The organism is Pseudomonas sp. HB05 (assembly GCF_016756915.1).
Lineage (GTDB): Bacteria > Pseudomonadota > Gammaproteobacteria > Pseudomonadales > Pseudomonadaceae > Aquipseudomonas > Aquipseudomonas alvandae.
In genome coordinates this window covers 1-26,248 of record NZ_JAESPG010000043.1, presented here as the reverse complement: position 1 = coordinate 26,248, position 26,248 = coordinate 1, and the positions used below count along the sequence as shown (strand labels likewise).

General features: G+C 59.2%; 27 protein-coding genes. 11 read left to right on the top strand and 16 right to left on the bottom strand.

From position 1 onward, the window contains the following. Nucleotides 1-11: 11 nt before the first annotated feature. From tssM to JMN22_RS25240, 3 genes are all read left to right on the top strand, one after another. Nucleotides 12-3,470 carry a type VI secretion system membrane subunit TssM gene (gene tssM / locus JMN22_RS25250; RefSeq protein ID WP_198798169.1) on the top strand — a complete coding sequence of 1,153 codons (3,459 nt, stop codon included), beginning with the start codon at nt 12-14 and terminating at the stop codon, nt 3,468-3,470. Next, complete coding sequence (locus JMN22_RS25245; RefSeq protein WP_198798168.1) at nt 3,470-4,198, top strand: PP2C family protein-serine/threonine phosphatase; 729 nt, start codon at nt 3,470-3,472, stop codon at nt 4,196-4,198. Before tssM ends, JMN22_RS25245 begins: the two co-directional genes overlap by 1 nt. 83 nt (nt 4,199-4,281) lie before the next feature. Then, a complete protein-coding gene (locus tag JMN22_RS25240) occupies nt 4,282-5,157 on the top strand; it encodes a serine/threonine-protein kinase (RefSeq protein WP_206768684.1) in 876 nt (291 codons plus the stop codon). Nucleotides 5,158-5,290: 133 nt separating this feature from the next. Here JMN22_RS25240 and JMN22_RS25235 read toward each other — a convergent pair whose 3' ends face one another. After that, nucleotides 5,291-6,382, bottom strand: coding sequence for an aminopeptidase (locus JMN22_RS25235; protein ID WP_198798166.1), 1,092 nt, complete (start codon nt 6,380-6,382; stop codon nt 5,291-5,293). Between the two features lie 58 nt (nt 6,383-6,440). On the opposite strand from JMN22_RS25235, the gene JMN22_RS25230 reads away from it, so the two are divergent. Both JMN22_RS25230 and JMN22_RS25225 read left to right on the top strand, forming a co-directional pair. Further along, entirely contained in the window at nt 6,441-6,854 is a 414-nt protein-coding gene (locus tag JMN22_RS25230) for a PA0061/PA0062 family lipoprotein (RefSeq protein WP_030139177.1), read from the top strand. Nucleotides 6,855-6,893: 39 nt separating this feature from the next. After that, a complete protein-coding gene (locus JMN22_RS25225) occupies nt 6,894-7,319 on the top strand; it encodes a PA0061/PA0062 family lipoprotein (RefSeq protein ID WP_030139178.1) in 426 nt (141 codons plus the stop codon). Nucleotides 7,320-7,325: 6 nt separating this feature from the next. Here JMN22_RS25225 and JMN22_RS25220 read toward each other — a convergent pair whose 3' ends face one another. Together JMN22_RS25220 and JMN22_RS25215 are read right to left on the bottom strand one after the other, a co-directional pair. Then, nucleotides 7,326-7,559: a DUF1161 domain-containing protein gene (locus JMN22_RS25220; protein ID WP_030139179.1), complete on the bottom strand. Its 234-nt coding sequence runs from the start codon at nt 7,557-7,559 to the stop codon at nt 7,326-7,328. Nucleotides 7,560-7,698: 139 nt separating this feature from the next. Next, nucleotides 7,699-8,130, bottom strand: a complete 432-nt coding sequence (locus JMN22_RS25215; RefSeq protein WP_030139180.1) for an OsmC family protein — start codon at nt 8,128-8,130, stop codon at nt 7,699-7,701. Nucleotides 8,131-8,365: 235 nt separating this feature from the next. On the opposite strand from JMN22_RS25215, the gene JMN22_RS25210 reads away from it, so the two are divergent. Then, entirely contained in the window at nt 8,366-9,367 is a 1,002-nt protein-coding gene (locus JMN22_RS25210; protein WP_198798165.1) for an LLM class flavin-dependent oxidoreductase, read from the top strand. 51 nt (nt 9,368-9,418) lie between these two features. On the opposite strand, the gene JMN22_RS25205 is transcribed toward JMN22_RS25210, so the two are convergent. Then, nucleotides 9,419-9,640, bottom strand: coding sequence for a DUF1161 domain-containing protein (locus JMN22_RS25205; protein WP_030139181.1), 222 nt, complete (start codon nt 9,638-9,640; stop codon nt 9,419-9,421). A 113-nt stretch (nt 9,641-9,753) separates the two neighbouring features. Beyond that, nucleotides 9,754-9,969: a dodecin gene (locus JMN22_RS25200; protein WP_003177209.1), complete on the bottom strand. Its 216-nt coding sequence runs from the start codon at nt 9,967-9,969 to the stop codon at nt 9,754-9,756. 156 nt (nt 9,970-10,125) lie between these two features. Here JMN22_RS25200 and JMN22_RS25195 point away from each other — a divergent pair, with 156 nt between their 5' ends. Then, nucleotides 10,126-10,452: a DUF883 family protein gene (locus JMN22_RS25195; RefSeq protein ID WP_030139182.1), complete on the top strand. Its 327-nt coding sequence runs from the start codon at nt 10,126-10,128 to the stop codon at nt 10,450-10,452. On the opposite strand, the gene JMN22_RS25190 is transcribed toward JMN22_RS25195, so the two are convergent. Continuing rightward, nucleotides 10,449-11,342 (bottom strand): LysR family transcriptional regulator, encoded by an 894-nt coding sequence (locus JMN22_RS25190; protein ID WP_198798164.1) that lies wholly within the window; start codon nt 11,340-11,342, stop codon nt 10,449-10,451. The genes JMN22_RS25195 and JMN22_RS25190 overlap by 4 nt on opposite strands. Nucleotides 11,343-11,453: 111 nt before the next feature. Here JMN22_RS25190 and trpB point away from each other — a divergent pair, with 111 nt between their 5' ends. Together trpB and trpA are read left to right on the top strand one after the other, a co-directional pair. Further along, on the top strand, nt 11,454-12,686 hold the full coding sequence (trpB, locus tag JMN22_RS25185) for a tryptophan synthase subunit beta (RefSeq protein WP_198798163.1): 1,233 nt from the start codon (nt 11,454-11,456) through the stop codon (nt 12,684-12,686). Beyond that, a complete protein-coding gene (gene trpA, locus JMN22_RS25180; RefSeq protein ID WP_198798162.1) occupies nt 12,686-13,498 on the top strand; it encodes a tryptophan synthase subunit alpha in 813 nt (270 codons plus the stop codon). The genes trpB and trpA overlap by 1 nt, the downstream gene beginning before the upstream one ends. Before the next feature lie 83 nt (nt 13,499-13,581). Here the strand turns inward: trpA and JMN22_RS25175 are convergent, their stop codons facing one another. The 10 genes from JMN22_RS25175 to JMN22_RS25130 form a co-directional block, all read right to left on the bottom strand. Continuing rightward, nucleotides 13,582-15,543, bottom strand: coding sequence for a DUF7844 domain-containing protein (locus tag JMN22_RS25175; RefSeq protein WP_030139186.1), 1,962 nt, complete (start codon nt 15,541-15,543; stop codon nt 13,582-13,584). Beyond that, nucleotides 15,540-15,860, bottom strand: a complete 321-nt coding sequence (locus JMN22_RS25170) for a DUF2388 domain-containing protein (RefSeq protein ID WP_003187020.1) — start codon at nt 15,858-15,860, stop codon at nt 15,540-15,542. Before JMN22_RS25170 ends, JMN22_RS25175 begins: the two co-directional genes overlap by 4 nt. 26 nt (nt 15,861-15,886) lie before the next feature. Further along, the gene (locus JMN22_RS25165; RefSeq protein WP_030139187.1) at nt 15,887-16,192 is read right to left on the bottom strand and encodes a DUF2388 domain-containing protein; all 306 of its coding nucleotides are present in this window, start codon (nt 16,190-16,192) and stop codon (nt 15,887-15,889) included. A 106-nt stretch (nt 16,193-16,298) separates the two neighbouring features. Next, the gene (locus tag JMN22_RS25160) at nt 16,299-16,616 is read right to left on the bottom strand and encodes a DUF2388 domain-containing protein (protein WP_198798161.1); all 318 of its coding nucleotides are present in this window, start codon (nt 16,614-16,616) and stop codon (nt 16,299-16,301) included. A 320-nt stretch (nt 16,617-16,936) separates the two neighbouring features. Continuing rightward, entirely contained in the window at nt 16,937-17,152 is a 216-nt protein-coding gene (locus JMN22_RS25155) for a DUF1127 domain-containing protein (RefSeq protein ID WP_003187014.1), read from the bottom strand. A 319-nt stretch (nt 17,153-17,471) separates the two neighbouring features. Further along, the gene (locus JMN22_RS25150; RefSeq protein ID WP_198798160.1) at nt 17,472-18,965 is read right to left on the bottom strand and encodes an acetyl-CoA hydrolase/transferase family protein; all 1,494 of its coding nucleotides are present in this window, start codon (nt 18,963-18,965) and stop codon (nt 17,472-17,474) included. 199 nt (nt 18,966-19,164) lie between these two features. Next, the gene (locus JMN22_RS25145) at nt 19,165-20,601 is read right to left on the bottom strand and encodes an NAD(P)(+) transhydrogenase (Re/Si-specific) subunit beta (RefSeq protein ID WP_030139190.1); all 1,437 of its coding nucleotides are present in this window, start codon (nt 20,599-20,601) and stop codon (nt 19,165-19,167) included. Further along, nucleotides 20,601-20,924 carry an NAD(P) transhydrogenase subunit alpha gene (locus JMN22_RS25140; RefSeq protein WP_003187010.1) on the bottom strand — a complete coding sequence of 108 codons (324 nt, stop codon included), beginning with the start codon at nt 20,922-20,924 and terminating at the stop codon, nt 20,601-20,603. Before JMN22_RS25140 ends, JMN22_RS25145 begins: the two co-directional genes overlap by 1 nt. 15 nt (nt 20,925-20,939) lie before the next feature. Further along, nucleotides 20,940-22,061, bottom strand: coding sequence for a Re/Si-specific NAD(P)(+) transhydrogenase subunit alpha (locus JMN22_RS25135; RefSeq protein ID WP_198798159.1), 1,122 nt, complete (start codon nt 22,059-22,061; stop codon nt 20,940-20,942). A 434-nt stretch (nt 22,062-22,495) separates the two neighbouring features. Continuing rightward, entirely contained in the window at nt 22,496-23,392 is an 897-nt protein-coding gene (locus JMN22_RS25130; RefSeq protein WP_198798158.1) for a LysR family transcriptional regulator, read from the bottom strand. 156 nt (nt 23,393-23,548) lie between these two features. On the opposite strand from JMN22_RS25130, the gene JMN22_RS25125 reads away from it, so the two are divergent. After that, nucleotides 23,549-24,730, top strand: a complete 1,182-nt coding sequence (locus JMN22_RS25125; protein WP_039593369.1) for an acyl-CoA dehydrogenase — start codon at nt 23,549-23,551, stop codon at nt 24,728-24,730. A gap of 13 nt (nt 24,731-24,743) precedes the next feature. Next, on the top strand, nt 24,744-25,964 hold the full coding sequence (locus JMN22_RS25120) for a CaiB/BaiF CoA transferase family protein (RefSeq protein WP_198798157.1): 1,221 nt from the start codon (nt 24,744-24,746) through the stop codon (nt 25,962-25,964). The last annotated feature ends 284 nt before the right edge of the window (nt 25,965-26,248 follow it).

Below are 26,248 nucleotides of genomic sequence, written 5' to 3'. Positions count from 1 at the left end.
AGGGACGTGTCATGAAATCGCTTTTCAGAAAAGTGGGGGCCTGTCTGCGCCAGACTTGGGCCTGGACGTTGTTATGTGCGCTTTGTATCGGGGGGCTGGTTTGGTTTTTCGGGCCGTTGCTGGCGATCGACGATCATAAATTCTGGGCATCCCCGACGGCACGCTTGTTGACGATCAGCCTGTTGTTCCTGGCGTGGGGCCTGGGTATGGTTTTCTTCAACGAGCGGTCCGGGAAGATAGAAAAACCCAGCCAACCCGATGCTGTCCCGTCTCGCACGCTTGGCCAGGCCAGGGTCGACGATGCACGGCGAGAAATTCGCTCGCGCTTCAAGAGGGCGCTGGGAACATCCTCAAGCGTCTATTCCGGTGGCGGGAAACGCAGTCTCAAGGACTTGCCCTGGTATCTGCTGATTGGCCCGACCGCCAGCGGCAAGACCAGCCTGCTAGAGCGTTCAGGCGTCGAATTTGCGTTCGATGGTGTTGAGCGAAAGCCTCTGCTCGACATGGCCGGTACCCGTGATTGCGACTGGTATTGTTCCGATCAAGCGGTGTTGATAGACACCGCCGGTCGCTATCTGACCCAGACGGATAAAGAGGTGGATGGTAGCGCCTGGAGCGTCTTGCTCGACCTTCTGCGTCGAGACCGCCGGGGTCGTCCCCTCAATGGCGTGCTGGTGGCCGTGCCGGCTGAAGTTCTATTGCAGGGTTGTGAAGAAGACGTCATCGACCTGGCCGGCCAGATTCGTAGCCGTGTGCAGGAGATTCAACGACAACTGCGCGCCAACGTGCCGATCTATCTGGTGCTCAGCAAGGCGGACATCATTCCTGGCTTCAATGAGTTCTTCGATTCGCTGACGCGCGAGGAAGCCGACCAGGTGTTGGGGGCGAGCTTCAGCGGGGCGCAGCGCGGTTGCGACATGGCCATGTTGCGTGGCGAGTTCGAGGCGCTGTTGCAGAGACTCAACAGCCAGTTGCTCCTGCGTTTGCATCAGGAGCGCGACAGTGAATGCCGTGGCCTCATCCTGGATTTCCCACAACAACTGGCGCAGCTCGGGCCTCACCTGTGCCTGCTGTTCGAGCTGGCGTTCAGGGGCGAGGCGTGTCCGCTGCGGGGGTTCTATCTGACCAGCGCTGCCGCGTCATCTCGTCTGGCAGGCGGACAGACATCGCCGCCACGTGAAAGGGGCAGCGGACGATTCATTCATCACCTGTTTACCCGAGTCATGTTCCCGGAGGCCGATTTGGTGGGCCCCGGTCAGCGCGAGCGGAGCCGCCCTATCGAGTGGCGGCAGGCTATCTACCTAGGCGCGTTCGCTACCCTTGGGCTGCTCGGATTGTTGTGGGTAAAGGGTTATTCGGCTAATCACGAGCGCCTGGAACACCTGCGAACGTTGGCGCAACGTTGGGAGCAGCACCGTTCGGCGCGGGTGGCAAATGACGATCCTGTCGCGATGCTCGAATCGCTTGATATCCGTTTCAACGCAACAGAGGTTTTTCCACCCGCCAAGGCTCTGCCGCTATACGAGCGCATTGGTCTGTACCAAGGGGAGGCGGCCAGTCCCGCAGTGCTCGGTGCTTATGAGCGCGAATTGAAGGCGCAGCTCCTACCCCAGGTTGCGCAAATGTTGGAAGAGCAGATTCACGGCCGCTTGAATGAGCGCGAAAATCTGCTCAACAGCCTGCGCGCGTACTTGATGCTGGCCCAGCCCGAACGTCGCGATCACCCTTGGCTCATGGACTGGGTCACTCGAGAATGGTCGCTGCGCTATCCCGGTAACGAGGCGGTGCAAAACGGCTTGAGGGACCATTTCGAGCGTCTGTTGGAACAGCCTTTTGTCTTGGAAATCAACCAGCCGCTGGTGGCCCAGGCACGGGGCGCGTTGCGCAGTGAGTCCCTGGCTACAGTGGTTTATCGGATGCTGCGGGAGCAGGCGAGCCACTTGCCGAAATACAGCCTCGACCAACACCTTGGCCCCCAAGGGGCGTTGCTGGTCGGCACTGACCATGTCATTCCAGGTTTTTATACCCGCCAGGGTTACGAGCAATATTTTTCAACTCAAGGCACCCGCCTGATCAGCGGGTTGCTACGGGACAATTGGGTCTTGGGCGAAGGCGCAAGCCTCAGCGGCAAAGACATGCGCCAGCTTCTGATCGAGCTCGAACAGTTCTATTTCCGTGATTATGCCGACCGTTGGAGCGAAGCGATCGGACAGGTCACCCTGCAAACGGCGCACAGCGCAGGCGAGATGGCCGATCAACTGGCGCGGCTGACATCAGCCCATTCGCCGGTTCTGCAATTGCTGGTGCAGGTACGTGAGCACACACGCATCCAAGGCCTTGTCGAACCGATGGGCAAGCCGGTGCAAACGCCCGGAAACAGCGACAACACCGTTACGCAACTTGTCTCTGCGGCCCTACAAACCGCCGACTCGTTGGCAACCTCACTGCCGGATACCGGGCAAAAATCCCTTCGACGGCGTTTCGAACCGTTGCACCGCCTGCTTGAGCCTGACAACGGCCCCTCCGTGGATCTGACCTTGGCCTTGCAAGCGCTGGAAGACACCCACGCGCAGTTGGCGCCCCTGGCCCGGGCCAGCGATCCGGAGCAAGCCGCATTCGAGTTGGCGAAGCGTCGCATGGGTGGCCAGCGAGACGCACTGGGTAGCCTGCGTAGCGCATCGGCTCGTTTGCCGCGCCCATTCGACGGGTGGTTCAACGGGCTGGCCGACGATAGCTGGCGCATCGTACTCAGTGATTCCTACCGTCACCTCAACCAGCGCTACCAGGGCGAGTTGTACGGTTTTTACCGCAAGGCAATCAGCAAGCGGTATCCGTTCAGCGCACACAGTGCCAGTGACGTCGCGATCAATGATTTTCGCGAGTTCTTCAAGGATCAGGGCATCGTCGACCGATTCTTCGAAAGTTATATGCGTCCGTTCATCAGCGGTACCCCAGGAAGCTACCGTCTACGTAGCCTCGACGGCCAGAGCTTGCCGATGTCCAGAACCTATCTGGATCAAATGGCGGCGGCCCGTACGATCCGCCAGGGTTTTTTCATCGACAATCCAGCCGAGCCACAGATTCAGTTCAAGCTTGAGCCCTACACACTCGACCCGGCCGTGAGCCGATCCGAATTTCGTTTCGGCGACAAGACGCTGGAGTACCGTCACGGACCTATACAGCCGCTGGCCTTCACTTGGCCCACTGACGCGCAGGGCGGCCGGACCTCCCTGCTATTGGAGCGAATGGCCGGTGGGCGGGGAGTCGGTATCGAAAAGAATACCGGGCCGTGGTCACTGTTTCGTCTGTTCGACTTGATGCAGGCCGAGTACCTGGCCGGTCGGGATGTGCGTGTGCTCAAGGCCGATCTTGGCGGGCTGCGGGCTAATTTCCTGTTGACGAGCCAGCGCACACCGAACCCGTTCGATATGACGGCGCTGCGCACTTTCAGAATGCCGGCGCAGCTCTGATGCATCATGCCTGCGACTGGCGTAGTGCCGCGCGGACGGACACTGGCAAGGTTCGTCAGCGGAACGAGGATGCACTCCTGGAATGCCCGAAACGGGGGTTATGGGCAGTGGCGGATGGAATGGGCGGTCATTCGGGCGGCGATATCGCCAGCCAATTGATTGTCGCCAATCTCGCCGAACTGCCCCTGTATCGAGACTTCGACGCGCGCTTGGACGCCGTGCGCCAATGCCTGCGTTGGACCAATCGGCGCTTGAGTCAGGAGCTGACCGTCACCGCGGCAAATCCGCTCGGCATCTTGGGCAGCACGGTGGTGGCGTTATTGCTGGAAGGTCGCCGTGCGGCGTGTGTCTGGGCGGGCGACAGCCGCTGTTATCTCTGGCGCGGTGGGCATTTATACCAACTGTCCAGGGATCACTCGCTGCGCGAACAACTGGTCGCTGAATGCCGCTTCAGTCGCGACGAGGCAAATGCTCATCCCGCCGCGAAAGCATTGACGAGAGCGATAGGCGCTTCGCAAGAGTTGAGGCTGGGAATACTGGAACTGGATGTTCAGCGTGGCGATAAATTCTTGTTGTGCACCGATGGCGTTTATCAGGATCTGGGTAGCCAAACCCTTGGCGACGCCATGGGCCTGTCGTCCCCAGCCAAGGTGCTGGACTGTCTTTTCGAAGGCGTTTTGAAGGGCGCTGCGCGGGATAACCTGACGGCTGTGGTGATTGGCGCGTGAGCAGCCCTGAATCGGCACAAGCGCTCCCACGTGACGGCGAGCGTCATCGGACCTGTTCCGCTTCCACCGATGCATCGCCTACGCTGGAACCGAGCCAATCTTGTGCCGGCGAAACGCCGAAGATACTCGCGGGACGCTATCGCCTGGAACGTTTGCTTGGAGCTGGCGGCATGGGCGTCGTATATCGGGCCCGAGACCTGCTTCTTGAACAATTCGGTGATCCGGATCCGTACATTGCACTGAAGATGCTCAGCGAGGCGTTTGATGGGGCACCGGACGCGAGCACGTTGCTTTACAGCGAGTTCGCCCTGACTCGACGCTTGCTGCATCCAAACGTATTGCGTCCGTTCACCTTCGAAGTGGACGCCACTCACCGGCTTGCCTTTATCACGATGGAACTCATGCGCGGCATGACGCTGGACAAGTTACTTTGCGAACGGCCCCTCGGTCTGTCTTGGCCCGAGCTGAAAATGATAGCCGTGCCGCTGCTCGATGCCATTGCCCATGCCCATGACCGAGGCGTGCTGCACGGTGACATCAAGCCAAGCAACATCATGGTGTGTGAAGACGGTGTGCGCTTGTTCGATTTCGGCCTGGGCCTGGCTGAAATAGGCCCGTTGAACGGCTTGCCCTCGTTGAATCGCCACCGCCTCAACGCTTGGACCCCAGGCTACGCCGCCCCCGAATTGCTCGAAGGCGCACCGCCCTGCGCACGCGCCGACGTCTACAGCCTGGCTTGCGTGCTCTACGAACTGGCGTGCGGCAAACATCCGTTTCAACGTTTACCGTCGAACCAGGCGCGTGATATCGGGTTGGAGCGCCAGCTCAAGGCACCGAGAAAGTTGCCGCGGCGCTGCTGGTTGGCGTTGCGTGAGGCGTTGGCGTTTGATCCGGCGCGGCGCGGGATCAGTGTTGCGAGGTTGCGGGACGCATGGGTAGGTGGAGCTTTTTGGTGGTGAAGGGCTGTTGGGTTTGTCTTTCAGTTGGATATGCGTCGCTCGATGGGCCGCTATCGCGAGCAAGCTCGCTCCCACAGGGGGAGCGGCGGTGCTTTGAAGGTTGGTGCGGGGGCTTGCTCGCGATGAAACCTGTTCAATCGTCAGCAATTTTGGGGGCAGTCAATGCCTCCAAGGCTGCCTTGCGCTCATCAGCCGGCAATCGGCCGAGCTTTTCAACTGCGCTATAAAACGCAACCCAATCCCCACCTTCCCGCTTGAACAACGCCGCAAACGCCGGCACCCATTGGTCATACAGGCCGAACGGCAATAGCCGGGCGTTGTTCAGTGGCGTATAGACCCAGGCGTCATAGCGCTTGTCACCCGCCCATTGGCTGTCGCGCATTCGCTCGTAGTCGCTGCGCAGGCGTTCGAATTCAGCGGCCTTGCGCTGGCGCATCTGCTCGGCCGGCAGGGGTTGCGCGTAGAGGGTTTCCAGGCGTTGGCGGGTGTCGAGGATCAGTTGGATGAACTGGTCGCGTTGGCGCAATGAGTTGCCATTGTCTGGCGCCAGCCCGCGATGGGTGCGCCATTGGCGGGTGCCTTCCTGTTCGACGAAGGTGGCGAAGGATTCGTTGAATGCCGTGTCGTCCTTCACGTAGAACCGCTGGTGCGCCAGTTCATGAAAGATCAGCGTCGCCAGGCGTTCGTCGCCCCAGTGCAGCATCGAACTCAGGATCGGGTCGTTGAACCAGCCCAGCGTCGAGTAGGCCTCTACACCACCAATCGACACGTCCATGCCCTGCAATTGCTGCAACGCGGCCTCGCCTCGGGCGGCGTCCTGGCTGTAATAGCCGCGATACGCCACGCAACCGGCGATGGGGAAACAGTGGTTTTGCGGGGCCAGGGAAAATTCCGGGGTGGCGAAGACGTTCCAGACGACAAAGGGGCGGCCGATGTCCGCGTACAGGCGATAGCTGTTGTTATCGGGCAGGTGCAGGTGTGCGCTGGCGAACGCCCGGGCCTCGCGTGCCTGGCTCAAGTGCGCGCGCAGTTTTGGATCGCGGGCGGGGTCGGCGATGACGCGGTCGATCGGCTCGCGGGCTTGTAGCAGTCTTAGTTGTCCGCTGGCGAGCTGGCCGTAATAAGCAACGCTTGCACAACCGTTGAGTAACAAAAGCAGGAGGGCTGGAAACAAAATCCGGAAAACACGGTCGAGTAACCGATGGCGTGAACGCTGCCTGATCAATTTGGAATCATCCTGGGAAGTCTGCCTCCAGACTATCTCGCCTGCCCGGAGCTTCGCTATGCGCGTGTTGATGCTGACGAGTGGCCTGTTGCTGCTGACCGGCTGTGCCGGTTTGCCCGATCCTGATCCCTCCCAAGCGTGGATTGACCTGGGAAACCATCAGGACACGGCGTTGCAAGCGCTGGAAGTCGATGACAAGCAGTCCATCGATCGACGGTACTTCGAAGTTCAACCGGGTAGCCACGAGCTGACGGTGCGTTATCAATTTGCCGTGGAGCCCGGCAACATTGGCCCGAATGCCGAGCCGCTGTGGCGTGATTGTCGGTTGAACGTGAAATTCAAGGATTTCAACGCGGGCCAGCGCTACCAATTGCAAGCCGGCAGCATCGGTTTCCGTCCGTGGGCCAAGCTTTACGACCAGCAGCGCAAAGTGGTGGGCCAAGGCACGCCAGCCGGCTGCCAGCAAAGCTGATAAGCGCTATGCTCAAGACCTGACTCCAGGATATTCACCATGCGTAAACACATGTTGTGGCTGGCCCTTGTTGCCATGAGCGGTTGTGCTTCGAGCCCGCTGCCGCAGGTCGATCCGAACATGGCGTGGATCGATCTGGCCACGCCGATGCCGGGCGGCAAGCTGCTGATGGCAGAAAGCCTGGATGGTCAAAAATCCCCTGACGGACGATTTTTCCAGGTTTCACCGGGCAGCCATGAACTGAAAGTGCGCTTCGACTTTGAGGTTTTCGTCGGCGGTGGGCTGGGCATGCAGGGCGCGCCTCAAGAACGACTGTGCTACATGCTCGTGCGTTATGACCATTTTGAAGCCGGCCAACGTTATCGCTTGGAAGGGCGCAATATTGCGTTTTCCGCCAGCGCCCGGCTCTATAACGCCAAGCGCGAAATCGTCGCTGAGGATCGGCAAATCAATTGTGTTCCGTAGCGCTGCCTAGCGATCGTTCTTCTGATAGATGATTTTCTTGGTGCCGTTCTCACAGGTGCCCACCACCATGTTCTGGTCGTGGACTTCGTCGTTGGTGACGATTTCCAGGGTGTAGGACGTGACGCCCTGGGCCTGGATCTTGGCTTCGATCTCGGTCTTGAGTTCTTCGCAGGGTTTGGGGGCCGCGAGGGTCGAAGTGGCCAATACGCAACCGATGACTGCCAGGGCAAACCGTTTCATGCTCGAGCTCCTCGATACAGCGCGCACTGCCGGTGCGCTGAAACTGCAGACTTGCATTCGATCACAATTGCCTTCGGGTAAATAGATCGCAAATCAAAGAAGACCGCAGCCTTCCAGAGGCTGCGGTCTTCTCGGTCCATCAACTTACCAGCGTCGCATCCAGGGTGATCTTGGCGTTGAGCACCTTGGAAACCGGGCAACCTTCCTTGGCCTTGTTGCTCAGTTCTTCGAATTGCGCCTGGGTGGCGCCGGGGATCTTGGCCTTGAGAATCAGCTTGATTGCGGTGATCGCAAAGCCGCCATCGACCTGGTCCAGGGTCACTTCGGCGTTGGTGTCGATGCTGTCAGCCTTGAGCCCGGCGTCGCCGAGGATCATCGAAAACGCCATGGAGAAGCAGCCCGCATGGGCCGCGCCGATCAATTCTTCCGGGTTGGTGCCCTTGCCGCCTTCAAAACGGGCCTTGAAACCATAGGGCGCTTCGCGCAACACGCCGGTTTCCGTGGAGATGGAGCCGATGCCGGTCTTCAGGTCACCTTCCCAGTGAGCCGATGCTTTCTTGACGATAGCCATATGTGCCTCCTCATGATCCGGCGCGAGGGTTCGCGCCTGGGTATTTTTCAGTGCCAGGATTGTGAGGATAGACCGGTCGATAAAGTTCACCCGGCCGATTAGTCGACCAATTTAGTAGGAAAATTCTTCGCTACTATTGAAACTCGGGTATATGCCCACATTCTTAGGACACACCTAGAGAAACGGCAGGCTTTCGCCCATAGGAAAGTTCGTACGCCGTTGGAGATGCCGGCCCATGAAACAGCTGTCCGAAGTGAAGTTTTCAACCCTCGACCTGGTACCCGTCCGTGCCGATGGCAATGCCGCCCAGTCCTTGCGCAACTCCCTGGATCTGGCGCAGCACGTGGAAAAGTATGGCTACACCCGCTTCTGGGTGGCCGAGCACCACAACATGGACGGCATCGCCAGCTCCGCGACGGCGGTTCTGCTGGGCTACCTGGCGGGAGGCACGTCGACCATCCGCGTCGGTTCCGGCGGGGTCATGCTGCCGAACCACGCGCCGTTGGTGATCGCCGAACAGTTCGGCACGTTGGAAAGCCTGTTTCCGGGCCGGATCGACCTCGGGTTGGGCAGGGCGCCTGGTTCGGACCAGATGACTGCACGCGCCCTTCGTCGCGAGCGCTCCGGCAGCGCCGATGATTTCCCTGATGACGTGGCCGAACTGATGCGTTATCTCGGCCCGCGAACCCCGGACCAACGCATCATCGCCATGCCCGGCACGGGAACGAATGTACCGGTGTGGCTGTTGGGTTCCAGTCTGTTCAGTGCACAACTGGCGGGAGAACGCGGTTTGCCCTACGCATTCGCCTCCCATTTCGCACCGCGCTTCATGCATGAGGCGATTCGTGTCTATCGCAACCACTTCAAGCCGTCGGCGGTACTGGACAAGCCTTACGTCATGCTTGGCGTACCGCTGGTCGCAGCGGATACCGACGAACAGGCCGATTACCTGGCGACGTCGGTATACCAGCGGATCCTGGCGTTGATGCGCGGCCAGAGCCTGGTGCAGCGCCCGCCAGTGGAAACCATGAATGGCCTGTGGTTGCCCCATGAAAAGGAAGCGGTAGGCGACTTCCTCGGCCTGGCCATGATTGGCAGCCCGCAGAAAATCCGCGCCAAGTTGGAGGTGTTGATCGAGCAGACTCAGGCCGATGAGTTGATTTTCACCAGCGACCTGTATGAACACGCTGACCGCCTGCACTCGTATGAACTGCTGGCGCAGGTCATGAAAGGCTGAATCGCGGCCATAAAAAAGCCGACGCGGTGCGTCGGCTTTGATATTCAGCAATTATTTCTTGTAGACGATTTCCTTCGAACCGCCCTCACAGGTGCCGACGACTTTTCCGTCCGCCGCTGCGCCTTTCTCGACAATTTCCAGCGTGTAACCCGACACACCTTTGGCATCAAGCTTCGCCGCGATTTCGCTTTTCAGCTCTTCGCACGGTTTGCCGGCCGCAAAGGCGGTACCCGCAAGGCTCAGCAAACCCAGGGCCACCATCCACTTCTTCATCGCTCGCACTCCTTGGTCGGATCAAATAGAGAGGTATCGCAAAGGCGCGACGCACCAACCATAGCGCATCGCCATTCCCTATGGCACTCCGCCAGTGTGCAAGTTCAAAGCGCTCAACTATTGGCGATCCGGAATCCGACCTTGATGGTGACCTGGAAGTGCGCGGCCCGGCCATTTTCGATGTGGCCGCGGGTCTCGGTGACCTCAAACCATTCCAGATGCTTGAGGCTTTTGCTGGCCTCGGCCAAGGCATTGTTGATGGCGTCTTCAATGCTGGTGGGAGACGAGCCGACCAGCTCGACTTTCTTGTACGTGTGGTGATCACTCATGACGTTCTCCTTGGTTGTCTGTAACAGCCTAGCAGCGATTTTTCGCCTTACATGTGGCGCCGTTTACGCTCGGAAAGTTCAGATTTACTGCACTTTCCCAAACGGCCGCAGTCCCAATCCACACACGCTACTCAACCACTGCAGGAGAGAGCCACCATGGCCAGCACTTCGTTACGCAAAGCCTCGTTGCAAAGCATGGAAGCGGAGATCGAGAGTCTGCTCAAGTCGTTGGAAAGCCTGAAGGACGACGCGTCGGACGAGTCGCGTAGGACCCTCAAGTCGCTCAAGGCAAACGCCGAAAATGCGCTGAAACATTCCCGGCATCTGCTCAGCGATGCGTATGAAGAGGTCAAGGTGAAAACCCGTGAAACCGGGATCGCCACGCGCGACTACGCTCAGGAACACCCTTGGACCACGGCCGGCGTTGCAGTTGGCGCGCTGGGTCTGCTGGCCGCTTACTTGTTGTGCAAGCGCGGTGACTAGTTCGATGGGTTCAGCTCTTGCCTGAGCCATTGCGCCAATTGCCGGGCGCGCCCGTCCGCGGCGCGCTTGGGCAGCCACAACGCCAGCCGCGCCGAGGTTTCACTGAAACCCCACGGCGCGACCAGGCGACCGGCACGCAGGTCCTCTGCGACCAGCGGCTCGGGGGCAATTGCCACGCCAAGCCCGGCCACGGCCGCTTCCAGTAAATAATACAAATGCTCGAAACCTTGCCCGAACTTCAACGCCTGGGGTCCAAGGGCGTTTTGTTGTGCCCAAGTTGGCCAGGCCTGGGGGCGGGAGGTTGTGTGCAAGAGCGGCTCGCCCAGCAATTCGCTGGCGGGTGCGTTGCACAAACGGGTGAATTCGGCATAGCGCGGGCTGATCACCGGGCCGATCCGCTCGCTGGTCAGTTCATATACTTGCATGTCGGCCGGCCAGGGCGGTTCGGCGAATACCAGCAGGGCATCCAGACCCGGGCGTCTCGGGTCGAGGTCGCCTTCGCCGGCTGAGAGGTGCAGGCGCAGGTCCGGCAGATCGGCATTCAACCTGCCGAGTCGAGGAATGAACCAACGTGCCAACAAGCTTCCCGAACAGCCCAGCACGAACGGGGCGTCCGCCGTGCTTTGCGTCAGTTCGGCGCAAACGGTGCGCAGGCGCTCGAACGCTTCGGTGCTGGCGTCGCGCAGACGCGCGCCTGCATCTGTGAGTTTCAGGCCTCGCCCCTCCTTGCTGAACAAGCTGACACCCAAGTGTTCTTCCAGCGCCTTCAATTGACGACTGACGGCGCCATGGGTGACGTGGAGCTGTTCCGCCGCCTGGCTTACGCTGTTCAGGCGGGCGGTGGCTTCAAAGGCACGCAAGGCGTTGAGGGGGGGCAGGTCGCGGCTCATGGTATCTGTGAGTTTTCCTGACAGGTTGCGGCGATCTTATCGGTTTTCAGGGCAGGATGTCAGGGGTAGAGTGGCCTCATTGTCTTTCTACGCATTTGCCTGGAGCGCCCGATGACCCAGCCTACGACCCCCTTCAACCTGCGCAGCGGTCCTGATGCCAACGGCCTGTTTGGCGCGTTCGGCGGCCGCTATGTCGCGGAAACGCTGATGCCGCTGATCCTTGATCTGGCCCGTGAATACGAAGTGGCGAAGGAAGATCCTGCGTTCATTGAGGAATTGGCCTACTTCCAACGGGATTATGTCGGTCGTCCCAGCCCGCTGTATTTTGCCGAACGCCTGACTGAATACTGTGGCGGCGCAAAAATCTATCTCAAGCGCGAAGAGCTGAACCACACCGGCGCGCACAAGATCAACAACTGCATCGGCCAGATCCTGCTGGCGCGGCGCATGGGCAAGAAACGCATCATCGCCGAGACCGGCGCCGGCATGCACGGGGTGGCGACAGCCACTGTGGCGGCTCGTTTCGGCCTGGACTGCGTTATCTACATGGGCACCACCGACATCGAACGCCAGCAGGCCAACGTGTTTCGCATGAAGCTGCTCGGTGCCGAGGTCATCCCGGTGGTCGCCGGTACCGGTACCCTCAAGGATGCGATGAACGAAGCGCTACGCGACTGGGTGACGAATGTCGACAGTACGTTCTACCTGATCGGCACCGTGGCCGGGCCGCACCCTTATCCAGCGATGGTCCGCGATTTCCAAGCCGTGATCGGCAAGGAAACCCGCGATCAGTTGCAAGCCCAGGAAGGTCGCCTGCCGGACAGCCTGGTGGCGTGCATCGGTGGCGGCTCCAACGCCATGGGCCTGTTCCATCCGTTCCTGGATGACAAGAGCGTCGATATCATTGGCGTCGAAGCCGCGGGCTACGGCATCGAGACCGGCAAGCACGCGGCGAGCCTGAACGGCGGCGTCCCAGGCGTATTGCACGGTAACCGTACCTTCCTGTTGCAGGATGAAGACGGCCAGATCATCGACGCTCATTCGATCTCCGCCGGCCTCGATTACCCCGGCATCGGCCCTGAACACGCGTGGTTGCATGACATTGGCCGCGTCCAATACACCTCGGTCACCGACGCGGAAGCGTTGGAAGCGTTCCATAAATGCTGCCGCCTGGAAGGGATTATTCCTGCCCTGGAAAGCGCCCATGCCTTGGCCGAAGTGTTCAAGCGCGCGCCGAACCTGCCCAAGGAGCACCTGATGGTGGTCAACCTGTCCGGCCGTGGTGACAAAGACATGCAAACCGTGATGCACCACATGGAACAGTCCCAGCAGGAGAAACACTGATGAGCCGCCTGCAAACCCGTTTTGCCGAACTCAAGGAACAGAACCGTGCCGCCCTGGTGACGTTTGTCACGGCTGGCGATCCGGACTACGACACCTCGCTGGCGATCCTCAAGGGCTTGCCTGGCGCAGGCGCCGATGTCATCGAGTTGGGCATGCCATTCACTGATCCAATGGCCGACGGCCCAGCGATCCAGTTGGCGAACATCCGCGCCCTGGGAGCCCAGCAGAACCTGGCGAAAACCCTGCAGATGGTTCGTGAGTTCCGTAAGGACAATGCCGAGACGCCGCTGGTGCTGATGGGTTACTTCAACCCGATCCACCGTTATGGGGTGCAGCGTTTCATCGGCGAAGCGTTGGATTGCGGCGTGGATGGCCTGATCGTCGTGGACATGCCGCCTGAGCACAACAGCGAACTGTGCGAGCCGGCCCAGGCAGCTGGCCTGGACTTTATCCGCCTGACCACACCAACCACGGATGATGTGCGTCTGCCCACTGTGCTTAACGGCAGTTCCGGCTTCGTCTACTACGTGTCGGTAGCAGGTGTGACCGGCGCCGGCGCCGCGACGCTGGAACATGTGGAGGAAGCTGTTGCGCGTCTGCGTCGACATACCGCTTTGCCGATCAGCATCGGTTTCGGTATCCGCACGCCGGAGCAGGCGGCGGCTATTGCGCGGTTGGCTGACGGGGTAGTGGTCGGCTCTGCGCTGATCGACCATATCGCCAGCGCCGATACGTCGGAACAGGCGATCGATGGGGTGCTGAGCTTATGTGCCGCTCTGGCTGATGGGGTGCGCAAGGCGCGTCTCGGCTGATATCCGATTCGGCTTTCAGCAACGAAAAAGGGGTTCGGAATTTGCTTCCGAGCCCCTTTTTTTATTGCTTGAAGATGCGGCGGTCAGGGCAACTCCAAGCCGCCTCCAGCCTTGTGCAGCTTGCGCAAATGCTCGCCGATTTCTTTCACATTGGCCTCGCTCGCAGCAATTTCAGCAGCGCGGCTCGGCTCAAGCAGGGCGCGGACTTCCTTGTCCAGGTCGCCGGTCAGCGTTTGAAGCTGTTTCTGGCGCAGGCTGCTTTCCGATTCCAGTCGCTGCCATTCGCTGGGCTGTGGCAAGCCATAGCCAGTGCTGCCCAGCAGTTCGGCCGGGCGGCTCAGGAAGCCGCTGTTGGCGAGGATCTGTTGCAATGTCGCGTTAGCCCTCTCCATGCCGCCGTTCTGAAGTTCACGGGCCCCGAGATAGCGCTGCTTGACTTCATCCTGGGCCAGCAGCAACTGTCGACGAAAGCTGGCCTGTTCCAGCAGGAGCAACGCAGCGCTGGTGCGCAGATCGGCTTGCTCGAACCAGACGCGGCGTTCGGCGGCGTCCAGCGCGAGCCAGTCTTCGACGGTTTGTTGCCGGATGGGTAGACGTTTTTTCAATACGTCGAACATGGCCTGGTAGCGCTCGCGGAACGAGTCGAAACGGTAACCCAGGCGCAAGGCCTCCTTGGGATCATCCAGCACACTTGTGTCCGCCAGGCCACGGCCCTTGAGCACTTCCAGCAAGCCGTTGGGCATGATGCTGTCCAGACCCTTGAGTTGTTCATTATTACTGCCGCTGCGCAGTAACTTCAGGCTCTCCACCGCGCAATTATTGGACAGGAAGTAATAGTTGCCGTCATAGCTCCAATGCATTTCAGCAGCATGCTCGACCGTTTCCTCGATCTCGACACGCGACAGCTTGAGGGGCACCGACGCCAGGCTGCGCAGTTCGGTCTTGGTGTACTCGTCGATCACCTGGGCCAACGGCAGTACGAACAGACGCGACGGGTATTTGCCTACCAGTCCATCCCAACTCGACAGTTGCACGTCGCCTACGAAGGCGCGGTACGACAGCACCAGATGTTGGTCCAGATCCAATCGACAGTCCGGCCCGCGTGGGCGGCCCGGCGCGCAGATCACCAGCCGGAGCATGCTGTGGCCCCAACGGCTGACCCAGTTCTGGTTGGCTTCGGCCAATAGGTAGTCGATGGCATAGACGCGTTCCGGATCCACCTTGCCGAGAGGCGTCTTGGCGAAATCGTTGCCGGCGTTGAGAAACGCAAACGACTTGGCGCAGCTGTCCTTGGCGGCCGGCGCCCAACCGAAGTGCTCCTGGTAGTAGCGATACAGGGCGGGGCGCCGACAGGCATAGCTCGGGTCCAGGAGAAAGTACTCCATGTTGACCGCGACGAATTCCTTGGGGCTGCTCGTCTCGTAGAGGTCCGGGCTGCGGGCGACCTGGCGGTTGTGCTGTTCCCGTTCACCGCGCCGGCCGACATATTGCGGCCAGCCCGCGAGATCAAGCAGGCGCGGATCATCGCTGAGCGTGAAGCGACGGCCATTCTGGCCCCGGCATTCATCCGGGAGGCCGATCAATCCGGCACTGTCGTTGCGTCGGGTACAGCGTTGGATCAGCGCACGCTCGGCACTTGGCCATAGGCGCGAGCGGTCATAGATATGGGTCAATTCGTGCAGGACGGTGGCGAGCATTTCCCGCCGTACCGTGCCATGGGGACGCTGGGTCTTTTGCGTGGCAGCGCTGCCGTCGGTGAGGCTGTCCAGCAGGTTTCGGTTGAGATCCAGTTGCGACACCAGCGAAGCCTGGCCGTAGGCATTGGCGGGCATCTGGTCGGTCCAGCCGACGTCGATGCGCCGGTCCAGTCGCTCGATGAAGCGCGGCGGCAACGCCTGCATGGCTTCATCGAGCAGCGCCTGGCTGGCTTGCTGTTGCGCCGGGCTCAGCCCGTCGCCATTGAGGTGTAGCTGCAGGCCGGCCTGGGCATTGCTGCCCATGAGCAGCATGACCCCAGCCGTCAGCCAGGCGGCGAGCCGCCTCACAATGCGAGGATGGCTTCGGCGAGAACCTGGTCGCTGGCGTCACGGGCTTCCGGTACCCGGGTACGCAAAGTGTCGAAAGCGGCTTCGAGATGAGCACCACGAATTTCGCCGTTGCTGGCGACGAAGCTGGCCGCGTCGTCGTGGGCTTCTCGGACGATTTTCGAATCACGGATGGAAGTAGTGGTGTCGGATGTGAAATCGATCGTGCGCTGGGAGGCGCGAACAATGATGTTACTGGTGGCTACCAGGGTATGTGCCTGGGCCACATCGGCCAACACCAGCAGGCCTAGGGCGGCAGCAATCAGCGGGCTACGCATGGAACGACTCCGGAAAATGAAGATAACTATTGGACGAGAATTGCTTGTGCCAGTTCAAGGTCGCTGACGTGAAGTTTTGGTTGGGTCCGGCGCAGGTAATCCAGGGCCGACTCCAACTGCGCACTTCGCAACTGTCCGTCACTGGCCACAAATGCCGCAGCGTCATCGCGAGCGGCAGCGACCAGTTTATTGTCGAAGGGCGCGGAGGTCACCAGGCTCGTGGCATAACCGCTGGCGACCAATTGCTGGGTGGACACGTCGAAAGCATGGGCCGGGACAGTCCAGCAAGAAGCGACACAGAACGAGACGAACAAATGTTGGTAAAAACGCATGGGACTCGACGGTTGATGGCGAGCCTGAAGGCTAGCGCAAACCGGCGTGCCAGAGCCAGCGTTGAAACATCGGAGCACCTTTTGGCGCCCGATGTTTCATGTTCCATCAGATGACCAGGATGGCCTGGGCCAGCTGTGCATCGGTTGCGTTGAGCTGCGGTGCCTGCTGGCGGATGTAATCGAGGGCGCTCTCCAGCTTCACACCGCGAATCGCGCCGTTGCTGGCGACGAAGCTTGCCGCGTCGTCTCGGGCGGCCTGGACGATCTTGTTGTCTCGCAGCGATGAGGTGGCATCGGAGGTTACGTCGGATGTGGCCTTGAGCGCACCTACGATGGAGTCAGTGGTGACGATAAAGCTGCTGGCATTGGAATGGGCGGCTACGGCCAACAGGGCAACTGCGCTAAGCAGGCGAAGACGGATCATGATGAGACTCCTTGGGTATGAGGGTGATGCAGGTGCATGTAGCTGAAAGGGGAGACTGGCTCGCTTCGCCACGTTCGCCTCGATATTAGGACAGAACACGGTTCGCTGGCAGCTTTGCAATGTCCTTTAGCGTGCGGCGCTTCAGCGTCAAGCGCTTACTTGGAACTGTACTGGTCGATTTTAAAAATATAAAAACTGTTGCTGTCTTGTAAATCAGGACCCTGAAACGACAAGACCCGTCGTGGTTTCCCACGACGGGTCTTGTTTGTTCAATTCAGTGCTGGCGGTGGACCCGGTGGGTCAGGGCCAGCGACGCTGAGTTAGCGCCAGAACGGCTTGCTCAGCTCTTCGTAGCGTTGTGCTTCGCTGATACCGGCATCAGCCAGCAGGCGCGAATCCAAACGAGCCAGTTGGTGACGGCTGGCAATGCGGCGCTGCCACAACATCAGGTTGGCAATAACGCGAAGAGGCAGGGAAGCCTGGTTTTTTTCAGCTTTGTCTTCGAAAAACAGCTCGGAACTGAGTGTACGTTCCATGGTTGACATCCTTCCGCTTGTGGCGGGATTAGGTAGTGGTTTGACTGGTGCCCATGATCCTCCCGTTTGGCCAGTCTCTCTAGATACAGTTCACTTGTATTGTGAGAGACCAGTTAACTGTTAAAGAGCGGTGTACTGGTCGATATTGAGGCAACTGTACCTGTGCGCGCTATATTGGTGCGTTTTTACGCTTGAGCGGGTGTTTTGTAGGAAAAGACTGTAAGAAAACACCGGTACAGCAGTACAGTTTTCTCCAGTTACAGCTCGGATGACAGCGAGCAAGCAAAACTGTATTCACGACTGCACTGACCCAGCTGTATCAAACAGCCAACATGCGTCCCGTTTCCTCAAGGTTCAGGTGCCAGCTCAGTGCATCACGCAAGATATGCGGGGTATGCCCACCCAAGGCACACGCGGCTTCGAAATAGTCATTCAACGCTTGGCGGTAGGCTGGGTGCACGCAATTGTCGATGACCACTCGGGCCCGCTCCCTTGGCGCCAGGCCCCGCAGGTCGGCCAGGCCGATTTCGGTCACCAGGATGTCGACGTCATGCTCGGTATGGTCCACGTGGCTGACCATCGGCACGACACTGGAGATGGCGCCTCCCTTTGCAATCGACTTGGTGACAAAAATGGCCAGGTGGGCATTACGGGCGAAATCACCCGAGCCGCCGATACCGTTCATCATCCGTGTGCCGCACACATGGGTAGAGTTGACGTTGCCATACAGGTCGAACTCCAGCGCGGTGTTGATGCCAATGATGCCGAGGCGGCGCACGACCTCAGGATGGTTGGATATTTCCTGCGGCCGCAGGACCAATTTGTCCTTGTACCTTTCCAGATTTCCGAACACGTCCGCGTTGCGTCGAGCCGACAGGGTGATGGAGCTGCCAGAAGCGAAACTCAGTTTGCCGGCATCGATCAGGTCGAACGTGGAGTCCTGCAATACCTCGGAGTACATGGTCAAGTCTTCGAACGGGGAGTCGATCAACCCACACATCACGGCGTTGGCGATATTACCGATACCTGCCTGCAGGGGGCCGAGCTTGTTGGTCATGCGTCCGGCCGCGACTTCCTGTTTGAAGAAGTCGATCAGGTGGTTGGCAATCGCCTGGGTGTCATCATCCGGAGGCAATACGGTCGAAGGGGAATCTGCCTGCTGGGTTATGACAATTGCTGCGATTTTTTCAGGAGGAATCGGGATGGCAGTGCTGCCGATTCGGTCGTCGACCTTTACCAGGGGAATCGGCAAGCGAGTCGGACGGTAGCTCGGTATATAGATGTCGTGCAGGCCTTCCAGGTTAGGGTTGTGGGCCAGGTTGATCTCGACAATTACTTGCCGGGCGAAAATCGCGAAGCTCGCCGAATTGCCTACCGATGTGGTTGGCACAATATGGCCTTGTTCAGTGATGGCCACGGCTTCGATCACGGCGATGTCCGGCAGCTTGAGCTGGGCGTTGCGCATCTGTTCAACGGTTTCTGAAAGATGCTGGTCAATGAACATCACCTCGCCGGCATTGATGGCCTTGCGCAGGGTACTGTCCACCTGGAAGGGCATGCGCCGCGCCAACACACCCGCTTCGGTGAGCTCCTTATCGAGATCGTTGCCCAGGCTTGCGCCGGTCATCAGGCTTATTTTCAGCGGAGTGACCTTCGCGCGTTCAGCCAGTGCATGAGGCACTGCCTTCGCTTCTCCGGCGCGGGTAAAGCCGCTCATGCCGACGGTCATGCCGTCTTCAATCAGCAAGGCTGCTTCGGCAGCGCTCATCACTTTATTCAACAACGAAGGCAGGCGGATGCGATCACGGTACATGGATGGTTATCTCGGGCAAGAAGCTGGATGCGCAGTCTAGAGAATTCGCGTCGAGCCCGACCCGCTACAAAAGTCGCATTTAAGGCGTCTATTACGGGCGTTTCAGGCAAAACATTGTTACCGGATCGGTAATGTTTTGCCTTGATACAAATCAAAACGCCCCGACAAGTCGGGGCGTTTTGATAAAAACCACAGTAACTTATTCCACGGCTTTGACCATGTCTTCAATGACCTTCTTGGCGTCGCCGAAGACCATCATGGTCTTGTCGAGATAGAACAGCTCGTTATCCAGGCCGGCATAACCGCTGGCCATCGAGCGCTTGTTGACGATGATGGTCTTGGCCTTGAAGGCTTCGAGGATCGGCATGCCGGCAATCGGCGACTTCGGATCGTTCTTCGCCGCCGGGTTGACCACGTCGTTGGCGCCCAGGACGAGTACCACGTCGGCCTGGCCGAACTCGGAGTTGATGTCTTCCATCTCGAACACCTGGTCGTAAGGCACTTCGGCCTCGGCCAGCAGGACGTTCATGTGCCCGGGCATGCGACCGGCCACCGGGTGGATCGCGTATTTCACGGTCACGCCGTGGTGGGTCAGCTTCTCGGTCAACTCTTTCAACGCGTGCTGCGCCCGCGCTACCGCCAGCCCGTAGCCCGGCACGATGATCACCGTGTCGGCGTTGGTCAGCAGGAAGGTCGCATCGTCAGCCGAACCGGATTTCACCGGGCGGGCTTCCTTCGAGCCTGCCGGGCCAGCCGCATCGGCGGTGTTGCCGAAGCCACCGAGCAACACGTTGAAGAACGAGCGGTTCATCGCCTTGCACATGATGTACGAGAGGATCGCGCCGCTCGAACCCACCAACGAACCGGCAATGATCAGCATCGAGTTGTTCAGCGAGAAGCCGATACCCGCCGCGGCCCAGCCGGAGTAGCTGTTGAGCATCGACACCACCACCGGCATGTCCGCACCGCCGATCGGGATGATGATCAGCACACCCAGGACAAACGCCAGGGCCAGCATCAAGGCGAACGCGCCGAGGTTGCCGGTGAACATGAAGGTCAGGCCCAGGCCCAGCGTTGCCAGGCCCAGGATCAGGTTGAGCTTGTGTTGGCCGCCAAACTGTACCGGTGCGCCCTGGAACAGGCGGAACTTGTATTTGCCCGAGAGCTTGCCAAAGGCGATCACCGAACCGGAGAAGGTAATTGCACCAATGGCGGCGCCGAGGAACAGCTCCAGGCGGTTGCCGGCCGGAATCGAGTCGCCGAGTTGTTTGACGATGCCCAGGGATTGCGGCTCGACAACAGCAGCGATAGCAATGAAGACGGCAGCCAGGCCGATCATGCTGTGCATGAAGGCGACCAGCTCCGGCATCTTGGTCATCTCTACGCGCTTGGCCATGATCGAGCCGGCGGTGCCGCCGATCAGCAGGCCGACAATGACGTAGCCGATGCCGGCGGTGGCTAGCTCGGCACCGAGCTTATAGATGAGGCCCACAGTGGTGAGCACCGCCAGCGCCATGCCGAGCATGCCGAACAGGTTGCCGCGGCGGGAGGTGGTCGGGTGCGAAAGGCCTTTGAGGGCCTGGATGAAGCAGATCGACGCGATCAGGTAGAGCGTCGTTACCAGGTTCATGCTCATTACTTGGGCGCCTCTTCTTTTACGGCTTTCGGGGCTTTTTTCTTGAACATCTCGAGCATGCGGCGCGTTACCAGGAAGCCACCGAACACGTTCACCGCGGCCAGGGCCACGGCGAGGGTGCCCATGGTCTTGCCCAGAGGCGTTACGGTCAGCGCGGCGGCGAGCATGGCGCCGACGATCACGATGGCCGAAATGGCGTTGGTCACCGCCATCAACGGCGTGTGCAGTGCGGGTGTTACGTTCCAGACCACGTGGTAACCGACATAAATCGCCAGCACGAAGATGATCAGGTTGTAGATACCGGGGGAGATAAGCTCTTCCATTGTCTGAATCCCTGCTTAGGCGTTTTTGCGGATGACTTGGCCGTCGCGGCACATCAAGCACGCGGCGACGATGTCATCTTCCAGGTTCACGTCGAACTGACCTTCCTTGGTGAAGACCAGCTTCAGGAAGTCCAGCAGGTTACGGGCGTACAGCGCCGAAGCATCGGCCGCGACTTCGCCGGCCAGGTTGGTCGGGCCGACGATGGTGACGCCGTTCTCGACAACCACTTGATCAGCCAGGGTCAACGGGCAGTTGCCACCCTGGGCCGCTGCGAGGTCGATGACCACAGAGCCGGGTTTCATCTGCGCGACGGTTTCAGCACTTAGCAGCGTCGGTGCCTTGCGGCCTGGAATCAACGCGGTGGTGATAACAATGTCAGCCTGCTTGGCGCGCTCGTGCACAGCCTGGGCCTGACGTTGCATCCAACTGGCCGGCATGGGCCGGGCGTAGCCACCGACACCGACAGCGCATTCACGCTCTTCGTCAGTCTCGTAAGGCACGTCGACGAACTTGGCGCCGAGGGATTCGATCTGTTCCTTCACCGCAGGACGAACGTCCGAAGCCTCGATCACTGCACCCAGGCGCTTGGCTGTGGCAATCGCCTGCAAACCCGCCACACCCGCGCCAAGAATCAGCACGCGCGCCGCTTTTACGGTGCCCGCAGCGGTCATCAGCATTGGCATGAAGCGCGGATAGTAATGCGTGGCCAGCAGCACGGCCTTGTAGCCGGCAATGTTCGCTTGAGACGACAGCACATCCAGGCTCTGGGCGCGGGAGGTACGTGGCGCAGCCTCAAGGGCGAAAGCGGTGATGCCACGTTCGGCCAGCTTGGAGATGGTTTCGTTGTTGAACGGATTGAGCATGCCCACCAGCACGGTGCCGCTCTTGATCAGCGTCAGCTCGCTGTCGCTCGGGGCAACCACCTTGAGGATCAGTTCGGCGCCGAATGCATCACTGGCGCTGCCAATGGTTGCACCCACCGCCTCATAGGCACTGTCGATAACGCTGGCCTTGATACCGGCGCCGCTTTGGACGGTGACTTTATGGCCTTGGCCGATCAATTTCTTGATGGTTTCCGGGGTAGCAGCAACCCGTGTTTCACCCGGTTGGGTTTCGAGGGGAACACCAATGTGCACGTCAAATCTCCTGCGTGATCTTATTGAGTAAACCCAGGCACTTCGGATGGCGCGGCTGGGGCGGCCGATCAGCACGATCCCGCCAAACCAGGCGGGGCGCGGCATTTTGCAGGCGAAAATTCAGCCCTTCAAGGGATTATGACGGGTGACGGAAAATTAACTACAAGTCACCCTGTGACCGAATGTCGCAATTATTGGGCTTAACCCCTTGCAGGCCGTGCTTTCCAAGGATTCCGGTTCAATTTTGCAATTTTTCCCATCGGCCAGATGAATAAGCCCTGATGCGCTGTGCGATATGGCTCAAAGCCATGTATTTCCACGCTTTGGAGACTACTGCACGCTCCCTGTAACAGATTGACTGAATGCGACATAAACTTATATCTGTAGCGTTCTCTGTTAGTTGACTACCTAAATTCGATTTAAAATTCTCATTATTAATCAATGAGATAGTTGTTTGCCTGTTTCACGAGCCAATCACGAAAAGCTCGAAGAGAGGCGGATTCGACCTTTCGCTCCGGAATCATCAGGTAGTAGGCCTTGATGCTCGACAGCCCATTACGATTGGCCACGACCAGCCGTTTTTCGGCCAACTCCCGCTGAATCAGGAAGGGTGGAATCAGCGCAATGCCCATGTCGTGCATGGCTGCCTGGGCGAGCATGGAGAATAGTTCATAACGCGGACCTGTCAGGTCTCGCGCAATGTTCAGGTTCTGGGCGTTGAACCATTGGCGCCACGCATACGGGCGCGTGGTCTGCTGGAGCAAGGGCAAATCGGCAATGGCCTCCGGTGTCAGGCTCTTCCGGTCTCCCAGTAAGGCAGGGCTGCATACCGGCATCGGATTCTCACCCATCAGTTTGTGGGATTCGGTGCCGGACCAGTCTGCATCGCCAAAATAGATTGCAGCGTCAAACTCAGTGTCTGCAAAGAGAAAGGGTCGCGTGCGGTTGGTCAAGTTGACCGTGACTTCCGGATGTTGCTGCTGGAAGTCCTTGAGGCGTGGTAGCAGCCATTGGGTGCCGAAAGTCGGAACCACTGCTAGCTCGATTACGTTCGCGCCGGTGTGCCCCATCACGGAAAGTGTGTCGCGCTCGACGGCATCCAGTTGGGTGGCAACCCGGCGGCTGTAGGAAAGACCCGCTTCGGTCAGTTTGACCCCACGGCGCGAGCGTCGGAAAAGCTCGACGCTGAGGAAATCCTCCAGGCTGGCGATCTGTCGGCATATAGCGCCTTGCGTGAGGGAAAGCTCCTGTGCCGCCTTGGTGAAGCTTTCATGGCGTGCGGCAGCCTCGAAACTGACCAAGGCGGCGGTACTGGGGATTTTGCGGCGCATGTACGTAAGCCTCACTCAATAGCTGCTTAAACAGGGTTTATGGCGTTTACGGAGTGAGAAATTAGCACAGCATAGTGCGTAATCCTCGTTTGCCCTTGTAGGAAACCGCGCCTAGGATCAATCCACGATTTTCATTTAATTGGCGAGGACTCTTTCATGGCCGGCAAAGCGAGCTTCAACTGGATCGATCCATTGTTGCTGGATCAGCAGCTCACCGAAGAAGAACGCATGATTCGCGACACTGCCGAGCAGTTCGCCCAGCAGAAACTGGCACCGCGAGTGCTGGAGGCGTTCCGCCATGAGAAAACCGACCCGGCGATTTTCCGTGAGATGGGGGAGGTAGGCCTTCTGGGAGCAACCATTCCCGAGCAATACGGCGGCAGTGGGCTGAACTATGTGAGCTACGGTCTGATCGCTCGCGAAGTGGAGCGCGTCGATTCCGGCTATCGCTCGATGATGAGCGTGCAGTCCTCGCTGGTCATGGTGCCGATCAATGAATTCGGGACCGAGGCGCAAAAGCAGAAGTATTTGCCGAAGCTGGCATCGGGTGAATGGATCGGCTGCTTTGGTCTGACCGAGCCAAACCATGGTTCGGACCCAGGTGCGATGATCACTCGTGCACGCAAAGTGGAAGGTGGCTACAGCCTGACGGGCAGCAAAATGTGGATCACCAACAGTCCTATCGCTGATGTATTCGTGGTCTGGGGCAAAGACGACGCTGGTGATATTCGCGGTTTCGTTCTTGAGAAAGGCTGGAAGGGCCTGAGCGCGCCGGCTATTCATGGCAAGGTCGGGCTGCGCGCCTCGATCACCGGCGAAATCGTCATGGACAATGTATTCGTTCCAGAAGAAAACATTTTTCCTGATGTCCGTGGCCTGAAGGGTCCGTTTACCTGCCTGAACTCGGCCCGCTACGGCATCTCTTGGGGCGCTTTGGGAGCCGCTGAGTTCTGCTGGCATACCGCTCGCCAATACACACTGGACCGCCAACAGTTCGGTCGGCCGCTCGCTGCGAATCAGTTGATCCAGAAAAAACTGGCGGATATGCAAACTGAAATCACGCTTGCCTTGCAGGGGTGCCTGCGCCTGGGTCGCATGAAAGATGAAGGCAGCGCGGCGGTAGAGATCACTTCGATCATGAAGCGCAACTCCTGTGGCAAGTCGTTGGATATTGCGCGTATGGCGCGGGACATGTTGGGCGGTAATGGTATCTCCGATGAGTTCGGCATTGCTCGTCATCTGGTGAATCTGGAAGTCGTGAACACTTATGAAGGCACGCACGACGTGCATGCGCTGATCCTCGGGCGTGCGCAAACCGGTATCCAGGCGTTCTATTAATAGGAGAACGGTCATGGGCGCGCTTTCGCATCTGCGGGTATTGGATTTATCGAGGGTCCTGGCCGGGCCATGGGCTGGACAGATCCTGGCGGACCTGGGGGCTGACGTCATCAAGGTCGAGCGGCCTGGCAATGGTGACGATACGCGCGCCTGGGGGCCGCCCTTCCTGAAGGATGCCCGAGGCGAGAACACGACCGAAGCCGCTTATTATTTGTCGGCCAATCGCAACAAGCAGTCGGTGACTATTGATTTCACACGTCCAGAGGGTCAGCGGCTGGTGCGAGAGCTGGCAGCCAAGTCCGACATTCTGATCGAGAACTTCAAGGTGGGTGGTCTGGCTGCGTATGGCCTGGACTATGAATCGCTAAAGGTGATCAATCCACAATTGATCTACTGCTCAATCACTGGTTTTGGACAGACCGGGCCCTATGCCAAGCGCGCCGGGTATGACTTCATGATTCAGGGGCTGGGGGGCTTGATGAGCCTGACCGGTCGGCCAGAGGGGGATGAGGGCGCGGGGCCGGTGAAGGTTGGGGTCGCGCTGACGGATATCCTCACGGGTCTGTATTCAACCGCTGCCATTCTCGCGGCTCTGGCTCACCGCGATCATGCCGGCGGCGGACAGCACATCGACATGGCCTTGCTGGATGTTCAAGTGGCTTGTCTGGCTAACCAGGCTATGAATTACCTGACCACGGGAAATGCGCCGAAGCGGTTGGGCAATGCTCACCCGAACATCGTGCCTTACCAGGATTTTCCTACGGCTGATGGTGATTTCATCCTTACCGTGGGTAATGACGGACAGTTCCGAAAGTTCGCTGAGGTTGCCGGTCAACCTCAGTGGGCGTATGACCCGCGCTTTGCTACCAACAAGCTGCGGGTGGCGAATCGAGCGGTGTTGATTCCATTGATTCGCCAGGCGACGGTGTTCAAGACCACTGCCGAGTGGGTAGCTCAGTTGGAGCAGGCGGGCGTGCCGTGTGGGCCAATCAATGACCTTGCCCAGGTGTTTGCCGACCCTCAGGTTCAGGCGCGTGGGTTGGCGATGGAATTGCCACACCTGCTAGCCGGTAAAGTGCCGCAAGTGGCCAGCCCGATCAGGCTGTCCGATACGCCTGTGGAGTATCGCAATGCGCCCCCTTTATTAGGGGAACATACGCTTGAGGTGTTGCAGAGGGTGTTGGGGCTGGATGAAGCTACGGTGACAGCGCTCAGGGAAGCAGGGGTCCTTTGAGTCTTCCCTCTATATAGAAGAGGGATTCAAGGCGCGAAAGTGACGGGTTTGCCAGTGCTGCGCAACTTATTGATAGAAAACCGAAATAAAGGGTTGACGGCAGATTCCAGGTGTCTATAATTCGCCCCACTTCCGGCGCAGTCGAAACGGAAAACTTCTTGAGTTTCAATGAGTTAAGTAGGTTTCGATAGGTCAGGCGCTTCAGTTCATCGAAGCGTTGAAGGAGTTGATAGGGCGGTGTTGTTTGGCTCTATTGGCGATTCGATCCTCTCGGTCGAAAGCGG

Excerpts from the sequence above, each read along its gene's own strand:
- tssM (WP_198798169.1), top strand. The coding sequence starts at position 12 with ATGAAATCGCTTTTCAGAAAAGTGGGGGCCTGTCTGCGCCAGACTTGG.
- JMN22_RS25125 (WP_039593369.1), top strand. The coding sequence starts at position 23,549 with ATGGCCGGCAAAGCGAGCTTCAACTGGATCGATCCATTGTTGCTGGAT.
- JMN22_RS25150 (WP_198798160.1), bottom strand. The coding sequence starts at position 18,965 with ATGTACCGTGATCGCATCCGCCTGCCTTCGTTGTTGAATAAAGTGATG.
- JMN22_RS25200 (WP_003177209.1), bottom strand. The coding sequence starts at position 9,969 with ATGAGTGATCACCACACGTACAAGAAAGTCGAGCTGGTCGGCTCGTCT.
- JMN22_RS25245 (WP_198798168.1), top strand. The coding sequence starts at position 3,470 with ATGCATCATGCCTGCGACTGGCGTAGTGCCGCGCGGACGGACACTGGC.
- JMN22_RS25160 (WP_198798161.1), bottom strand. The coding sequence starts at position 16,616 with ATGATCCGTCTTCGCCTGCTTAGCGCAGTTGCCCTGTTGGCCGTAGCC.
- JMN22_RS25210 (WP_198798165.1), top strand. The coding sequence starts at position 8,366 with ATGAAACAGCTGTCCGAAGTGAAGTTTTCAACCCTCGACCTGGTACCC.
- JMN22_RS25120 (WP_198798157.1), top strand. The coding sequence starts at position 24,744 with ATGGGCGCGCTTTCGCATCTGCGGGTATTGGATTTATCGAGGGTCCTG.
- JMN22_RS25130 (WP_198798158.1), bottom strand. The coding sequence starts at position 23,392 with ATGCGCCGCAAAATCCCCAGTACCGCCGCCTTGGTCAGTTTCGAGGCT.
- JMN22_RS25225 (WP_030139178.1), top strand. The coding sequence starts at position 6,894 with ATGCGTAAACACATGTTGTGGCTGGCCCTTGTTGCCATGAGCGGTTGT.
- JMN22_RS25140 (WP_003187010.1), bottom strand. The coding sequence starts at position 20,924 with ATGGAAGAGCTTATCTCCCCCGGTATCTACAACCTGATCATCTTCGTG.
- JMN22_RS25230 (WP_030139177.1), top strand. The coding sequence starts at position 6,441 with ATGCGCGTGTTGATGCTGACGAGTGGCCTGTTGCTGCTGACCGGCTGT.
- JMN22_RS25215 (WP_030139180.1), bottom strand. The coding sequence starts at position 8,130 with ATGGCTATCGTCAAGAAAGCATCGGCTCACTGGGAAGGTGACCTGAAG.
- JMN22_RS25145 (WP_030139190.1), bottom strand. The coding sequence starts at position 20,601 with ATGAGCATGAACCTGGTAACGACGCTCTACCTGATCGCGTCGATCTGC.
- JMN22_RS25165 (WP_030139187.1), bottom strand. The coding sequence starts at position 16,192 with ATGCGTTTTTACCAACATTTGTTCGTCTCGTTCTGTGTCGCTTCTTGC.
- JMN22_RS25190 (WP_198798164.1), bottom strand. The coding sequence starts at position 11,342 with ATGAGCCGCGACCTGCCCCCCCTCAACGCCTTGCGTGCCTTTGAAGCC.
- trpB (WP_198798163.1), top strand. The coding sequence starts at position 11,454 with ATGACCCAGCCTACGACCCCCTTCAACCTGCGCAGCGGTCCTGATGCC.
- trpA (WP_198798162.1), top strand. The coding sequence starts at position 12,686 with ATGAGCCGCCTGCAAACCCGTTTTGCCGAACTCAAGGAACAGAACCGT.
- JMN22_RS25155 (WP_003187014.1), bottom strand. The coding sequence starts at position 17,152 with ATGGAACGTACACTCAGTTCCGAGCTGTTTTTCGAAGACAAAGCTGAA.
- JMN22_RS25205 (WP_030139181.1), bottom strand. The coding sequence starts at position 9,640 with ATGAAGAAGTGGATGGTGGCCCTGGGTTTGCTGAGCCTTGCGGGTACC.
- JMN22_RS25195 (WP_030139182.1), top strand. The coding sequence starts at position 10,126 with ATGGCCAGCACTTCGTTACGCAAAGCCTCGTTGCAAAGCATGGAAGCG.
- JMN22_RS25170 (WP_003187020.1), bottom strand. The coding sequence starts at position 15,860 with ATGCGTAGCCCGCTGATTGCTGCCGCCCTAGGCCTGCTGGTGTTGGCC.
- JMN22_RS25220 (WP_030139179.1), bottom strand. The coding sequence starts at position 7,559 with ATGAAACGGTTTGCCCTGGCAGTCATCGGTTGCGTATTGGCCACTTCG.